Origin of the sequence: Nocardia sp. GCM10030253 (assembly GCF_042675075.1) — a bacterium.
Classification (GTDB): Bacteria; Actinomycetota; Actinomycetes; order Mycobacteriales; family Mycobacteriaceae; genus Nocardia.
Genome location: NZ_JBHTDL010000010.1, coordinates 256056 through 270547, shown reverse-complemented (window position 1 = coordinate 270547; position 14492 = coordinate 256056). Strand labels below are relative to the sequence as shown.

The 14492-nt window shown below is 67.2% G+C and carries 13 protein-coding genes; 12 read left to right on the top strand and 1 reads right to left on the bottom strand.

The window, feature by feature from the left end:
• Positions 1-86: 86 nt before the first annotated feature.
• The 4 genes from ACFQZZ_RS23940 (at position 87) to ACFQZZ_RS23925 (ending at position 6796) form a co-directional block, all read left to right on the top strand.
• Complete coding sequence (locus ACFQZZ_RS23940; protein ID WP_378684804.1) at positions 87-1718, top strand: AMP-binding protein; 1632 nt, start codon at positions 87-89, stop codon at positions 1716-1718.
• A complete protein-coding gene (locus tag ACFQZZ_RS23935; RefSeq protein WP_378684801.1) occupies positions 1718-3346 on the top strand; it encodes an AMP-binding protein in 1629 nt (542 codons plus the stop codon). Before ACFQZZ_RS23940 ends, ACFQZZ_RS23935 begins: the two co-directional genes overlap by 1 nt.
• A 148-nt stretch (positions 3347-3494) precedes the next feature.
• Positions 3495-5891 (top strand): Tex family protein, encoded by a 2397-nt coding sequence (locus ACFQZZ_RS23930; RefSeq protein ID WP_378685118.1) that lies wholly within the window; start codon positions 3495-3497, stop codon positions 5889-5891.
• A 26-nt stretch (positions 5892-5917) separates the two neighbouring features.
• A complete protein-coding gene (locus ACFQZZ_RS23925; protein ID WP_378684798.1) occupies positions 5918-6796 on the top strand; it encodes a hypothetical protein in 879 nt (292 codons plus the stop codon).
• A gap of 85 nt (positions 6797-6881) precedes the next feature.
• Here the strand turns inward: ACFQZZ_RS23925 and ACFQZZ_RS23920 are convergent, their stop codons facing one another.
• Positions 6882-7775, bottom strand: a complete 894-nt coding sequence (locus tag ACFQZZ_RS23920; RefSeq protein WP_378684795.1) for a sigma-70 family RNA polymerase sigma factor — start codon at positions 7773-7775, stop codon at positions 6882-6884.
• Between the two features lie 175 nt (positions 7776-7950).
• Between ACFQZZ_RS23920 and ACFQZZ_RS23915 the strand changes: the two genes are divergently transcribed.
• From ACFQZZ_RS23915 to ACFQZZ_RS23880, 8 genes are all read left to right on the top strand, one after another.
• On the top strand, positions 7951-8364 hold the full coding sequence (locus tag ACFQZZ_RS23915; protein WP_378684792.1) for a DoxX family protein: 414 nt from the start codon (positions 7951-7953) through the stop codon (positions 8362-8364).
• Between the two features lie 26 nt (positions 8365-8390).
• Positions 8391-9545, top strand: coding sequence for a serine hydrolase domain-containing protein (locus ACFQZZ_RS23910; protein WP_378684789.1), 1155 nt, complete (start codon positions 8391-8393; stop codon positions 9543-9545).
• A 228-nt stretch (positions 9546-9773) separates the two neighbouring features.
• Positions 9774-10115, top strand: coding sequence for a 50S ribosomal protein L19 (rplS, locus tag ACFQZZ_RS23905; RefSeq protein WP_029893064.1), 342 nt, complete (start codon positions 9774-9776; stop codon positions 10113-10115).
• A gap of 139 nt (positions 10116-10254) precedes the next feature.
• Entirely contained in the window at positions 10255-11019 is a 765-nt protein-coding gene (lepB, locus tag ACFQZZ_RS23900; RefSeq protein ID WP_378685115.1) for a signal peptidase I, read from the top strand.
• Between the two features lie 61 nt (positions 11020-11080).
• Positions 11081-11890 carry a ribonuclease HII gene (locus tag ACFQZZ_RS23895; protein ID WP_378684786.1) on the top strand — a complete coding sequence of 270 codons (810 nt, stop codon included), beginning with the start codon at positions 11081-11083 and terminating at the stop codon, positions 11888-11890.
• A gap of 43 nt (positions 11891-11933) precedes the next feature.
• Positions 11934-12239, top strand: coding sequence for a DUF2469 domain-containing protein (locus ACFQZZ_RS23890; protein ID WP_011210678.1), 306 nt, complete (start codon positions 11934-11936; stop codon positions 12237-12239).
• A gap of 224 nt (positions 12240-12463) precedes the next feature.
• A complete protein-coding gene (locus ACFQZZ_RS23885; RefSeq protein WP_378684783.1) occupies positions 12464-12820 on the top strand; it encodes a YraN family protein in 357 nt (118 codons plus the stop codon).
• A complete protein-coding gene (locus ACFQZZ_RS23880; RefSeq protein ID WP_378684780.1) occupies positions 12820-14328 on the top strand; it encodes a YifB family Mg chelatase-like AAA ATPase in 1509 nt (502 codons plus the stop codon). Before ACFQZZ_RS23885 ends, ACFQZZ_RS23880 begins: the two co-directional genes overlap by 1 nt.
• The last annotated feature ends 164 nt before the right edge of the window (positions 14329-14492 follow it).

Below are 14492 nucleotides of genomic sequence, written 5' to 3'. Positions count from 1 at the left end.
CCCTTTTCGGGGGTAGTTGCGAGCATGATGTGAGCCACATCCTATTCGACGAGGGGTGAGGTGGATCACGGATGAGGAGAGGCGACATGAGCACGGACCTGAATGCGCGGGTGCGCGAGCTGCTGGAGCGTTATGACGGACCCGACGCGTGTGCGGCGGAGCTGTTGTGCGACCGGCATTCGGAGGCCAGGGTCGCATTCACCGTCGTCGATGCCGACCTGGGCTCGATCGACCTCACCTACGGTGAGCTCCGCGAGCGATCGGCGCGGTTCGCCGCGGCGCTGGCGGAGCAGGGTGTCGGACCGGGGGATCGGGTCGCGACACTGATGGCCAAGTCGGTCGATCTGGTGGTGGCACTGCTCGGTATCTGGCGGCGCGGCGCGGTCCACGTCCCGCTGTTCACCGCGTTCGCGCCACCCGCGATTGCGTTCCGCTTGACCGCCAGCGGCGCTGTTCTCGTCATCGCTGACGCCGATCAAGCGGGAAAGTTGGCGCCGGGTGCGGACATTCCGGCGGATGCGCCGTGGCGGGTCGTTGTTGCCGGTGACGATGCGACGGCGCGGCTTCGGTTCGCCGATCTGCTCGCCGCGCACTCCGCCGACGACCCACGCGCGGCGGCGGTCACCGTCGGCGGCGACGGACTGCTGGTGCAGTTGTTCACCAGTGGCACCACCGGCACGCCGAAGGGGGTGCCCATCCCGGTCCGCGCGCTCGCGTCCTTCCACGCGTACCAGGAGTTCGCGCTGGATGTCCGTGCGGAGGACGTGTTCTGGAACGCCGCGGATCCGGGCTGGGCCTACGGGCTCTACTACGCGATCCTCGGTCCGCTGGCCGCGGGAAGGCGCAGTCTGCTGCTGCACGCGGGCTTCTCACCCGCGCTCACCTGGCAGGTGCTCGCGCGCTTCGGCGTCACCAACTTCGCCGCGGCGCCGACGGTGTACCGGGCGTTGCGGGCCGCCGACACTCCGGTGCCCGCGGGAGTTTCGCTGCGCCGAGCATCGTCGGCGGGTGAGCCGCTCACCCCCGAGGTCGTCGCCTGGTCCACGCAGCACCTCGGGGTGGCTGTGCGCGATCACTACGGGCAGACCGAGCACGGCATGGTCATCTGCAATGCCTGGCACGACGAGCTGAATGTCGTCGCACCGCTCGGCTCGATGGGCAAGCAGCTGCCCGGCTGGTCGTGCGCGGTACTCGCCGACGACGCGGACGTCGAGGCGCCCGCCGGTGAGGTGGGCCGGGTCGCCATCGACACCCGACACAGCCCGCTGCTGTGGTTCCTCGGCTATCTCGACGCCCCCGAACGCACTGCGCAGCGCTACACCGCGGACGGGCGCTGGTATCTCACCGGCGATGCCGGATCGAGGGATGCCGACGGGTTCTTCCGCTTCTCCTCCCGTGACGACGACGTGATCATCATGGCGGGCTACCGCATCGGCCCGTTCGAGGTGGAGAGCGTGCTGGTGCTGCACGAGCAGGTCGCGGAGGCCGCGGTCGTCGGCATGCCGGACGAGCTGCGCGGGGAGGTGCTCGAGGCATTCGTGGTGCTGCGCAACGGTTCCGAGGGCGACCCGCAGCTCGCCGCCGAGCTGCAGACGCTGGTCAAGGAGAAGTTCGCCGCGCACGCGTATCCGCGCCAGGTGCATTTCGTGGACGCGTTGCCCAAGACGCCGAGCGGCAAGGTACAGCGGTTCGTGCTGCGGCAGCGGGGGAGCAAGTGATGGCACCGGCAGCGCTGCCCAGCTACGCGTCCGGCATCTCGGACACACCATTGCTCGGCGACACCATCGGCGCCGACTTCGATCGGACGGTGGCCGCCCATCCCGACCGGGAAGCGTTGGTGGACTGCCTATCCGGTCGGCGCTGGACCTACCGACTACTCGCCGACGCGATCGATACGCTGGCCACCGGCCTGGCTGCGCGTGGCGTCGGCAAGGGCGATCGCGTCGGGATCTGGGCGCCGAACTGCCCGGAGTGGTTCATGGTGCAGTACGCGACGGCGAAGCTCGGCGCGATACTGGTGAACATCAATCCGGCCTACCGCACCAGCGAACTGGAGTATGTGCTGCGCCAAGCCGGGGTGCGGATGCTGATCGCGGCGCAGGCCTTCAAATCGTCGGACTACGTTGCCATGATGGAGCAGGTCCGCCCCGAGTGTGCGGGGTTGGAACAGGTGCTGGTGCTCGGCACGCCGGAATGGGATGCGTTGGCGCAAGGGGATATCGACGTCGACGAACTGGCGCGGGTCGCGGCGACACTGTCCACGGACGACCCGATCAATATCCAGTACACCTCCGGCACAACGGGTTTCCCGAAGGGCGCCACCCTCAGTCATCACAACATCCTGAACAACGGCTACGCCGTCGGCGAGCTCTGCGGCTACACCGAACAGGACCGGATCTGTGTCCCGGTCCCCTTCTACCACTGTTTCGGCATGGTCATGGGTAACCTGGCCAGCACGAGTCATGGTGCGGCAGTAGTGATTCCAGCACCATCGTTCGACCCGATCGCGACCTTGGCGGCCGTGGCCGAGGAGCGGTGCACCTCCCTGTACGGCGTGCCGACAATGTTCATCGACATGCTCACCGCGCTGGACAGTGCTCCCGACGACGCAGCCGACTTGTCGAGCCTGCGCACCGGCATCATGGCCGGGTCGCCGTGCCCGGTCGAGGTGATGAAGCGGGTAATCGACCGCATGGGCATGCGTGAAGTCTGCATCTGCTACGGGATGACCGAAACCTCTCCGGTGTCCACGCAGACCCGTCGCGACGACAGCATCGAGCGGCGGACCGCGACGGTCGGCCGGGTCGGGCCACATCTGGAGGTCAAAATCGTCGACCCGGCAACCGGTTCGACGGTGCCGCGCGGCGAACCGGGTGAGCTGTGCACCCGCGGCTACTCGGTGATGCTCGGCTACTGGGAGCAGGCGGAGAAGACCGCCGAGGTGATCGACGCCGCCCGCTGGATGCACACCGGCGACATCGGGGTGATGGACGCCGACGGCTATCTGGCCATCACCGGCCGGATCAAGGACATGGTGATCCGCGGCGGCGAGAACATCTATCCCCGGGAGATCGAGGAATTCCTCTACGGCCATCCCGACATTCTCGACGCCCAGGTGATCGGCGTCCCCGACCCGAAATACGGTGAGGAGCTGATGGTCTGGATCCGGATGCGCGAAGGGGCGACGCCGTTGGACGCCGACGCCGTGCGTGCCTTCTGTACAGGCAGGTTGGCGCACTTCAAGATTCCGCGGTACGTGCACGTCGTCGACGAGTTCCCGATGACCGTCACCGGCAAGGTGCGCAAAGCCGAGATGCGGGAGCTGGCGAAGGCCATGCTGCGGTGATCGCGGTAGTGCCGAACCGGCCTGTCAGACGCCGCATACACGGCGGTTCACCTGGGTGCGAGCTCGTTGTCAGCGGACGACGGTAGTGTCTGCGGACGTGACGACAGCGCCCGAGACCGCCAGTGCAGAGTCCAGTCCCAGTTTCGACATTGCGAGCCAAGCCAGCGTCAACCGTCGCATCGCCGACGAGCTGGAGGTGCGCGAGAGTCAGGTCCGCGCGGCCGTCGAGCTGATCGACGCCGGCTCGACCGTGCCCTTCATCGCGCGTTACCGCAAGGAGGTGACCGGCGGTCTCGACGACGCGCAGCTGCGCCAGCTCGACGAGCGCCTGCACTACCTGCGTGAACTCGACGAGCGCCGGGCCGCGATCGTCGAGTCCATCCGCAGCCAGGACAAGCTCGAGCCCGCGCTCCATCAGCAGATCATGCTCGCCGAGACCAAGGCTCGGCTCGAGGACATCTACCTGCCGTTCAAGCCGAAGCGGCGCACCAAGGCGCAGATCGCGCGCGAGGCGGGCCACGAGCCGGTCGCCGACGCGCTGATCACCGATCCCACCACCGACCCAGCCCAGTACACCGCGGAGCAGCTCGACGGTGCCCGCGCCATTCTTGTCGAACGGTTCGCCGAGGATGCCGACCTGGTCGGTGAGTTGCGCGAGCTGATGTGGAATCGCGGCCAGGTCACCTCGGCGGTGCGGGCGGGCAAGGAGGAGGCCGGCGCCAAGTTCGCCGACTACTTCGAGTTCAGCGAGCCGTTCACCAAGCTGCCGTCGCACCGGATTCTCGCGCTGCTGCGCGGGGAGAAGGAGGACGTTCTTTCGCTACAGCTGGAGCCGGACACCGAGGAACTCCAACCGGGCGAGCGCAGTGTCTTCGAGGGCAGAATCGCGCGGAAGTTCGATATCGCCGAGCGTGGCCGCGCTGCCGACAGCTGGCTGCTGGACACCGTGCGCTGGGCGTGGCGGACCAAACTGCAAGTGAGCCTTGGCATCGACACCCGGATGCGGTTGCGGCAGGCGGCCGAAAAGGACGCCGTCGACGTGTTCGCCGCCAACCTGCGCGACCTGCTGCTCGCCGCGCCCGCGGGCACCAGGACCACCATGGGTCTCGACCCGGGCTACCGCACCGGCGTGAAGGTCGCCGTCGTGGACGCCACCGGCAAGGCCGTCGCCACCGAGGTCATCTACCCGCACAAGCCGCACGGCCAGACCGAGAAGTCGCTTGCCGTACTCGGCGCGCTGGTCGCCCGGTTCGGCGTCGAGCTCATCGCGATCGGCAACGGCACCGCCTCCCGCGAGACGGATGCGCTTGCCGTCGAACTGATTTCGCGCATTCCGGAGCACAAGCCGACCAAGATCGTGGTATCCGAGGCGGGGGCGTCGGTGTACTCCGCGTCGGCCTACGCGACGCAGGAACTGCCGGACATGGACGTGTCGCTGCGCGGTGCGGTGTCGATCGCCCGCCGCCTGCAAGACCCGCTCGCCGAACTGGTGAAGATCGACCCGAAGTCCATCGGCGTCGGCCAGTACCAGCACGATGTGTCCGAGACCCTGTTGGCCCGCTCGCTCGGCGCGGTGGTCGAGGACGCGGTGAACGCGGTCGGCGTCGACGTCAACACCGCGTCGGTGCCGCTGCTGTCACGGGTGTCCGGTATTGCCGGATCGGTCGCGGAAAGCATCGTGGCGCATCGGGATCAGAACGGCCCGTTCCGCAGCCGCACCGCACTGCTCGACGTGCCGCGGCTGGGACCGAAGGCCTTCGAACAGTGCGCGGGCTTCCTGCGCATCCGCGGTGGCGACGACCCGCTGGACACTTCCGCGGTGCACCCTGAGGCGTACCCGGTGGTGCGCCGCATCCTGGAATCGACCGGTCAGGGCGTCACCGAACTGATCGGCAACACCGGAACGCTGCGCGCGCTGCGGCCCGCCGAGTTCACCGACGAGAAGTTCGGTGTGCCCACCGTCACCGACATCATCACCGAGCTCGAGAAGCCGGGCCGAGACCCGCGCCCCGAGTTCAAGACCGCCGAATTCGCGGCGGGCGTGGAGAAAGTCGGCGATCTGAAGCCGGGCATGGTGCTGGAGGGTGTGGTCACCAATGTGGCCGCCTTCGGCGCGTTCGTCGATGTGGGCGTGCACCAGGACGGCTTGGTGCACGTGTCGGCGATGTCGCACAACTTCGTCAAGGACCCGCGCGAGGTGGTCAAGTCCGGCGACGTGGTCAAGGTGAAGGTGCTGGAAGTCGATGTGGCGCGCCAGCGCATCGGGCTGTCGTTGCGCCTGGACGACGAACCGGGCACCGCGGCGAAGGGCGAGCGTGGCGACGGTCGCGGCCGTGGCCAGGGCGAGCGTGGCCCGAGCGACAAGGGCCGGGGCGGGCCCGCCGGTGGCGGGCAGCGGCAGAATGGACAGGGCAAGCCGCAGGGACAGGGCAAGCCGCAAGGACAGGGCCGTGGTCAGGGTCAGGGTGGCAACCAGCGCCGCAACGCGCCCGCGCCGACCGGCTCGATGGCCGATGCCCTGCGGCGGGCCGGTTTCGGACAGTAGGACGAGGCGGAGGTATGTAGGCGGCCATGCGACGGTGGCTCGAGGACGATGTGATCGCGCAGGGCCGGCTCCCGCTGCTGTGCTTTTTGCTCGGGTTCATCGTCGGTTTCCTGTTGATCAGGCTCAGCGTCCGGCTGATCCGTAAACAGGTGCGCTGGTGGCCGGGCAATCTACGCTCCGGCGGGGTGCATATCCACCACATGGTGTTCGGGGTCATCCTGGTGCTGCTGTCGGGCATCGGGATGGTCACCTTGTACCAGAGCGCCGACACCCTGACCGCGAGCCTGCTCGCGGCCGCCTTCGGTGTCGGGGCGGCCCTGACCCTCGACGAATTCGCGCTGATCTTCTATCTGCGCGACGTGTACTGGGAGGAACAGGGCCGTACCTCGGTGGACGCGGTATTCGTCGCGCTGGCGGTGACCGGGCTGCTACTGCTCGGCTTCCACCCGCTGTGGTTGTTGGATATCAACGACTTTCGCCGCGATCCCAGCATCGAGATGCGCATCTTCGTCGTCGCGTTCTCGGTGGTGAACCTGGCGCTCGCGGCCATCGTCATCGCCAAGGGCAAGATCTGGACCGGCCTGTTCGGCATGTTCTTCCTGCCACTGCTTTTCGTCGGCGCGTTCCGTCTGAGCAGGCCGGGTGCACCGTGGGCGCGCTGGCGCTACGGCGACCGGCGGCGAATGATGTACCGATCGATCGTGCGCGAGCGGCGCTACCGACGGCCGATGATCAGGGCCAAAATCTTCGTGCAGGATCTGATAGCGGGCAAACCCGATGTCGAGCACGTCCGCACGGCAGCCGAGGCGGAGCTGACCAGGACGGTCGTACCCGCCCCGCCGGCCCCACACCACCCCCACCGCCACCATCTTCCGTGGTCATCGGAGCACGAAACCCAGCCCTGACCCGGGTGTGCTACTCCGGCGAGTGGCACACCACGGAGAGTCGCTCTCGCGCTTTGCCGCGGTCAGGTGCCGCTCGCCGACGGACCTAGTGGTTGCCGACGGCGACGGCGTCGAGGTGGGGGAGGCGGGTCGGGTCGGAGAGCAGGTCGATCGCGGTGATCTTGCCGTCGCTGGTGGTGAACGCGATCAACGAGATCGTCTTTTCCCCATCGGTATTGAGCAGGCCCGCGAATCCGTTGACCAGAACCGGGTGCGAGGCAAAGGCATTGGCGGCACGCTGGAAGACGTCGAGCTGACCGGCCACCGCGGCCGCACCGCGTAGCATCCGCATGCCGCCGGGCAGCAGAGCTCCCGCGTCGGCGCGCAATACGACGTCGGGGTCGAGTATCGCCAGCAGTGACTCGAATTCACCGCCGCGGGCGGCGGTCAGGAATGCGTCGACCAGTCGGCGCTGGCGGGGTAGGTCGCGGTCGGGCTGTGGCGTCCGGCCCTGTACACGTCGGCGCGCGCGGCTGGCGATCATCTTGGCCGCGGCGGCGGATTTGCCGACGACCGGCGCGATCTGGTCGAACGGCAGCGCGAACATATCGTGCAGGACGAACGTCACGCGCTCGGCCGGATTCAGCGAGTCCAGTACAACCAGCAGCGCCATGCCTACCGAATCCGCCAGCACCGCTTGCCGTTCGGGCTGGGTGCCGTCGTCCGGTGCGACGACGGGATCGGGCAGGTGGGCCTCGAAGGCGTCCTCGCGGCGCGACTTGCGCGCCCGCAACATGTCCAGGCACACCCGGCTGACCGCCGTGGTGAGCCAGCCGCCGAGATTGTCGATATCGGCGGGATCGACGCGGTCCAGCCGCAGCCAGGCCTCCTGCACCGCGTCCTCGGCCTCGGCCAGCGAACCGAGCATCCGATAGGCCACCGCCGTCAGATGCGCGCGGTGCGCCTCGAATCGGTCGGCCAGAAGTACGTGTTCGTTCACAGGAATCTCCTCGACGTCGCCTGCATAGACGACGAATCGAACGCCGCAGGTGTGACAGCCCAGCCATCGGTGTGGCGTGGATCACCATGCCGTTGTTACCTTCTCCCGCCGCCGTCCGTCAGGGAGGCAGTACGGCGGCGGCGCTCGCCACCGCAATTCGGAGAAGGAGCGAATCATGAACACCCGAAACAAGTCTCGCGCGTTGCGCGTCGCCTACCTGGGCGCAACTGGGATCTTGCTGACCGAATCCGTGGTCGGCTCGTATTGGGATCTGGCCCGAATCTCCTATGTCCGTGACGCTTTCGATCGTCTCGAATACCCGATGTACTTCGCGACGATTCTCGGCGTCGCCAAGGCCGCCGCCGTCGCGGCGATCGTGACACCCGGCTTCCCACGCGCCGAGGAATGGGCCTACGCGGGCCTGACCTTCGTCTACGGCGGCGCGGCCGCCTCGCACATCGCAGTGGGCGACGAGCCGAAGGCATGGCTCGGTCCGCTCGGTTTCGCAGGTCTCAGCTTCGCGTCCTGGGCACTGCGGCCCGCGGCCCGACAGCGGCGCGCACTGCTTCGCCGTCCGACCTTCGCATGACGTCATCGATAGACTCAGGAGCAGACATGAACAGCGATATCGACGTACACGGCACTGTCGCAGCGGGATTCGACAGGGTGCGCGAGGAATTCGCCGCGGTGGTGGCCGAGGAGAACGGCGAATCCGGCGCTCAGCTCGCCGCTTTCGTGCACGGCAGGCAGGTGGTCGATCTGTGGTCCGGTCCACAGGTCGCCGCCGACACGTTGACCGGCCTGCTCTCGGCAACCAAAGGCGCCGCGACGTTGGTCGTCGCCTTGCTTGTCCAGGACGGAATGCTCGATCTCGACCGTACCGTTGCCGCGTATTGGCCCGAATTCGCCGATGCGGGCAAGGTCGCGATCACCCTGCGGCAGGTGCTCACCAACCAATCCGGTCTGATCGGCGTCGACGGCGGATTCACCGTCGCCGAACTCGCCGACGACCGACTGATCGCGCAGCGCATAGCCGCGCAACGGCCGTTCTTCCGGCCGGGTGCGGCGCAAGGCTATGGCGGCTTCGTCACCTTCGCGATCATCGGTGAGGTGGTGCGCGGGGTCATCGGCAGCTCGATCCAGGAGCTGTTCGACGAGCGCATCGGGACGCCCTACGGATTGGACCTGTACCTGGGATTGCCCGCGGTGCTGGCAGATCGGTACCTGCCGATACTGCCCTGGTTGGCGACACCGGAGATGCAGTCGGCGTTCGAGGCGAATTCGCCGGGTTCGCACAGCATTCCCGGTATTTCCTACAATCTGAACGCGCCCGGCTTCACCCCGGACGATGTGCTCGGGCTCCCGAACGATGCGAAGGTACGTGCGCTCGGCCAAGCCTCGGCGGGCGGTGTCGGTAGTGCGTGCGGATTGGCGAGCATGTACGCGGTCGCCATTTCCGAGATCGGCGGTCGGGCGCCGTTGCTGACGCCCGAGTCGCTCGCCGCGTTCACCACCGTGCAGACGGTCGGCCACGACCTGGTGCGCGGGGACCGCGCACCATATCTGGTCGGGTTCGAGGCCAAGGGGCTGGTCAATCCGGTGCTCGGTGCGACGGCATTCGGCCATTCCGGCGCGGCGGGAGCCGACGGGTTCGCAGATCCGCACACCGGCCTGGCCTACGGCTACACGCGCCGCCGCGCCGCCTTCGGCTTCAGCGCCCCGGAAAACAACAGGTTGGCGGCGGTATTGCAGCGTTGCGCCCGCGGGTAAACTCGACTGCGCTGCCTCGGATACCGCGGTGCTGTCGCGCTGTCGCCGAGGCTCGGAACGGTCGCCAACAGGGGCCGATTTTCGTCGCGACCCGCTGATCTGGCACAATGCTCAGGTTGCCCTGGGTGGTTGTCGACCCGGCGCACCCCCTTATTCGGAGCATGAACCGGTCGAGCACGTGCAGTGCCGCCAGGGTCCTCTGTTCGCGCAAACATCAGAAGGATGGACATGAACACCCTTGACTTCGTAGACGAGAAGTCGCTGCGCAGCGACGTCCCCGACTTTCGGCCGGGTGACACCCTCAATGTGCACGTGAAGGTCATCGAAGGCTCGAAGGAGCGCATCCAGGTCTTCAAGGGCGTCGTTATCCGGCGCCAGGGCGGTGGCATCCGCGAGACCTTCACCGTCCGCAAGGTGTCGTTCGGTGTCGGCGTGGAGCGCACCTTCCCGGTGCACACCCCGAACATCGACCACATCGAGGTCGTGACCCGCGGTGACGTCCGTCGCGCCAAGCTGTACTACCTGCGCGATCTGCGTGGCAAGGCCGCCAAGATCAAGGAAAAGCGCTGAATCTTGCCGGGCCTTCGGCACGGCTGGTTCGCGATTTCCGGTAGCCGCGAACCCAATTGAATACTCGGTTAGCCCGGCACTACGCGGTTCGTCGCGGTGCCGGGCTAATCTGTTCCGCGTGGCAGACGAAAGTGGGTCGATGACGGTGTCCGAGTCGGATGACGAAGGATCGGGTCGCGGTCGCGGCAAGCGGCGAGCCAAGAAAAAGCAGCGCCCTTTCTGGCAGGAGCTGCCGATCCTCATCGTGATCGCGGCGGTCATCGCGGCCCTCACGGTCAGTTTCATCGGACGTCCGTATGTGATTCCGTCCGAATCGATGGAGCCCACACTGCACGGCTGCGCTGGCTGCACCGGCGACCGCATCTACGTGGAGAAGCTGAGCTACTACTGGGGCGAGCCGTCACCGGGTGATGTCGTGGTGTTCGTCGGTCCGCCGTCCTGGAACACCCGTTACCAGTCGATCCGGTCTGGCAACGCGGTAGTGCGTGGTGTGCAGAACTTCTTCTCCTTCTTCGGGCTGGTGCCGCCGGACGAGAACGATCTGGTGAAGCGGGTGATCGCCGTCGGCGGTCAGACCGTGCAGTGCTGTGACGAGCAGGGGCGCATCCTGGTGGACGGCAAGCCGTTGGACGAGCCGTACGTCAAGAGCGACTTCACCTGGGTGCCGGGCCAGAAGAACGCGACTTATCCCTCCGGCCGCGTGTTCGGCCCGATCAAGGTGCCGGACGGCAACGTGTGGGTGATGGGCGACAACCGCAACCACTCCGCGGACTCGCGCGCCCACGTTTCCGACGAACTGCAGGGCAGCGTCCCCGTGGACAACATCCGAGGCAAGGCCGTGTTCAAGATCTGGCCGCCCGGTCGGATCGGTCCGGTGCGCGCTGAGGATCCCCAGACGAATTGACCGGGCCGCCGCAAGGTTATCGGCGCGGCCGCAGGATAATTGAACGGTGGGGCAAGGTCGAGTGGCACAGGCTAACGGTGGGACGCCGAGCAATGGTTGGCCGCCGCGTGTCGTGATGCGCCGGGCAGGCGGATTGCGCACGCTGGAGGCGGCGCTGATCCGCAGCGGCCTAGGCCCGGTCGCCGGTGTCGACGAGGCGGGCCGCGGGCCGTGTGCGGGGCCGCTGGTGGTCGCAGCGTGCCTGCTCGCGCCCAAGGCCTACGACAAGCTGGCCGGGCTCGACGATTCCAAGAAGCTCACCGAGTCGGTGCGTGAAGAGCTTTATCCGGTGATCACCCGGCTGGCGCTGGCCTGGAAGGTCGTCGTCATTCCGGCCTGGGAGATCGACTCGATCGGCATCCACGTCGCCAATATCGAGGGCATGCGCCGGGCCGTCGCGGGCCTCGGGCAGACGCCCGGATACGTGCTCACCGACGGATTCCGGGTGCCGGGCATTCCGGTGCCGTCTTTGCCGGTCATCGGTGGCGACGCCGCGGCGGCCTGCATCGCGGCGGCGAGCATCCTGGCCAAGGTCACCAGGGACCGGATGATGGTCGAGTTGGACGCGCGGTTCCCCGGCTACGGCTTCGCCTCTCACAAGGGATACAACACGCCCGAACACACGGCCGCACTCGAGCGGCTCGGACCGAGCAACGAGCACCGGCGGTCGTGGCGAAACGTACGGGAGGTCGCGGGCCTCCGGCCCGGCGTCAGCGCGTCCACCTACGCCGATGCGGTGCTCGCGGCAGGCACCGATGACATGGTTTCCGAAGATCCCCAGGCCTTGGGTGGGGATAGCCGAGTGGCTACCGACGCTGCCCATGCGCGATGATGTCAGCACACGCAGTGCGGCGAGAAGGAGGACGTCCCACCCGATGAGTGCCGAGGACCTCGAGAAGTACGAAACCGAGATGGAGCTCTCGCTATATCGCGAGTACAAGGACATCGTCGGTCAGTTCTCGTACGTGGTGGAGACCGAGCGCCGCTTCTACCTGGCCAATTCCGTAGAGCTGCGGCCGCAGAACGCCGACGGCGAGGTGTACTTCGAGGTGCGTATGAGCGACGCGTGGGTCTGGGACATGTACCGTCCCGCCCGCTTCGTGAAGCACGTCCGAGTGATCACCTTCAAGGACGTCAATATCGAAGAGCTGGAGAAGCCGGACCTGCGCCTCCCTGAGTAGGCCGGTCGGCGATCGCCGGGGTCATTTCGGGGGTCCGAGCGACGTGTGCTCGCCGCCGACCAGGCCGGTTGGGCGACACCCGCCCTACCACCGTGCACGGACAATCCAGGTTCGACCAGCAGAGGTCGGGCAGCGTTGTCCACAGCTGAGTCGTTATCAACAGGGGTACTTTCCGCGCAGGTCGGCGCGGCTGAGCCGGGGGCGGTGCGGCGCACGCTGGCCCGGTGACAGACAAACAGGCGCTCGGTGCGCACGGGGAAGAGTTGGCGGCACGGTTCCTGCAGTCCGCCGGGATGGAAATCGTCGGCAGGAACTGGCGATGCAGGTACGGCGAACTCGATCTGATCGCCCAGGACACCCGCATCACCGCCTTCGTGGAGGTGAAAACCCGATCGGGGCTGCAGTTCGGCACCCCAGCGGAAGCGGTCACCTTCGCAAAAAGACAGCGGATCAAGCGGCTGGCCCTGATGTGGCTGGCCGAACAGGACGGTCCGTGGCGGCACATTCGGTTCGATGTCGTCTCGGTCTTGATGACTCGCGGAAACAGCCCTGTCATCGACCATCTGAAGGCCGTCTTCTGATGGCGCTGGGACGGGCTCATTCCGTCGCCGTCACCGGGGTGGACGGACTGTTGGTCGAGATCGAGGCGGACATCGGGCAGGGGCTGCCCTCGGTGCACCTGGTGGGGTTGCCGGACACCGCATTACAGGAATCCCGCGACCGGGTGCGCTCCGCGGTGGCCAACTCGGGGGAGAAGTGGCCCGATGGCAGAGTCATCCTGGCCTTGTCGCCGGCGACCCTGCCGAAGATCGGCAGCGTATACGACATTGCCTTGGCCACAGCGGTTTTGGATGCGGCAGGTGCGATCCCATCCGAGCGCCTCGCCAAGACCGTGCTGCTCGGTGAGCTCGCGCTGGACGGACGGATTCGGCGGGTACGCGGCATCCTGCCCGCGGTGATCACCGCACGCAACGCGGGCTGGCAGACGGTGATCGTGCCCGAATCCGCGATGGCAGAGGCAGGGTTGGTAGATGGAATAACGGTGTACGGGGCGGCGAGCCTGCGCACTCTGGTCGCGTGGCTACGCGGTGAAGGTGTGTTGGCCGAGCCGGACGGTGTGCTGCCCGACGTCGTTCGTTCGGGCGGCGACCTGAGCGAGGTGGTCGGCCAGGAAGAGGCCAGGTGGGCATTGGAGGTCGCTGCGGCAGGCGGCCATCACCTGCTGTTGACCGGACCGCCGGGCATCGGCAAAACCATGCTGGCGCAACGCCTTCCGAGCCTGTTGCCGCCGCTGTCGGAAGCCGAAGCGCTGGAGGTGACGGCAATCCACTCGGTGGCGGGCGCGTTGTCCGGCGATCAGCCGCTGATCACGATGCCGCCGTTCGTAGCACCGCACCACTCCACTTCGGCGGCCGCGATGATCGGCGGTGGCTCGGGCTCCGCCCGGCCCGGCGCGGTGAGCCGGGCCCATCGCGGCGTGCTGTTCCTCGACGAATGCGCCGAGATCGGAACGAAGGTTCTCGAAGCAATGCGAACCCCATTGGAGGAAGGCGAAGTACGAATCGCACGCCGCGACGGCGTGGCCCGTTATCCGGCCCGCTTCCAGCTGATCCTCGCGGCGAACCCATGCCCATGCGCTCCCGCCCGAGACATCGACTGCATCTGTGCCCCGCTGGCGCGCCGCAGATACCTCGGCAAACTCTCCGGACCATTGATGGACCGCATAGATATTTGGGTGCAGATGCACGGCCATGTCGGCGCAGGATTCGACACTGAGACAGCCGAAACCAGTGCGACAGTGCGTGATCGGGTTGCCGCAGCCCGAAAGCTGGCAATGCAACGCTGGCACGAATACGGCTGGGTCACCAACGCCGAAGTGCCCGGACACATATTGCGCCAACAATTTCGACTCCCACGCGAGTCAGTCGCCCCGGTCGAAGCCGCCCTGCGGCTGGGCCGCCTGTCGGCCCGCGGCGCCGACCGCGCCATCAGAGTCGCCTGGACCATCAGCGACCTCCGCGGCGCCGACCGGCCCAGCGCCCAGGACGTCATGTCCGCGTTGAACTTCCGCCAGCGAGGCGCGCAGTGAGCGAGGCACCGGTGATAAGTCCGCCGGACCCGCACGGTGACCGAGACGAAGGGCCTGCCTCCAATGCGTCGGTAATGGGCGATGGGGCTGTGTATTCGGCGTGCGGTGTCGGCGAGGCTACCGAGCGGAGTGCGGTGCCTGCCACGGGGATGTCCGAGGTGGTT

Coding starts and splice junctions, on each gene's coding strand:
- ACFQZZ_RS23935 (WP_378684801.1), top strand. CDS start 1,718: ATGGCACCGGCAGCGCTGCCCAGCTACGCGTCCGGCATCTCGGACACA.
- ACFQZZ_RS23880 (WP_378684780.1), top strand. CDS start 12,820: ATGGCGCTGGGACGGGCTCATTCCGTCGCCGTCACCGGGGTGGACGGA.
- ACFQZZ_RS23940 (WP_378684804.1), top strand. CDS start 87: ATGAGCACGGACCTGAATGCGCGGGTGCGCGAGCTGCTGGAGCGTTAT.
- ACFQZZ_RS23925 (WP_378684798.1), top strand. CDS start 5,918: ATGCGACGGTGGCTCGAGGACGATGTGATCGCGCAGGGCCGGCTCCCG.
- rplS (WP_029893064.1), top strand. CDS start 9,774: ATGAACACCCTTGACTTCGTAGACGAGAAGTCGCTGCGCAGCGACGTC.
- lepB (WP_378685115.1), top strand. CDS start 10,255: ATGACGGTGTCCGAGTCGGATGACGAAGGATCGGGTCGCGGTCGCGGC.
- ACFQZZ_RS23890 (WP_011210678.1), top strand. CDS start 11,934: ATGAGTGCCGAGGACCTCGAGAAGTACGAAACCGAGATGGAGCTCTCG.
- ACFQZZ_RS23915 (WP_378684792.1), top strand. CDS start 7,951: ATGAACACCCGAAACAAGTCTCGCGCGTTGCGCGTCGCCTACCTGGGC.
- ACFQZZ_RS23910 (WP_378684789.1), top strand. CDS start 8,391: ATGAACAGCGATATCGACGTACACGGCACTGTCGCAGCGGGATTCGAC.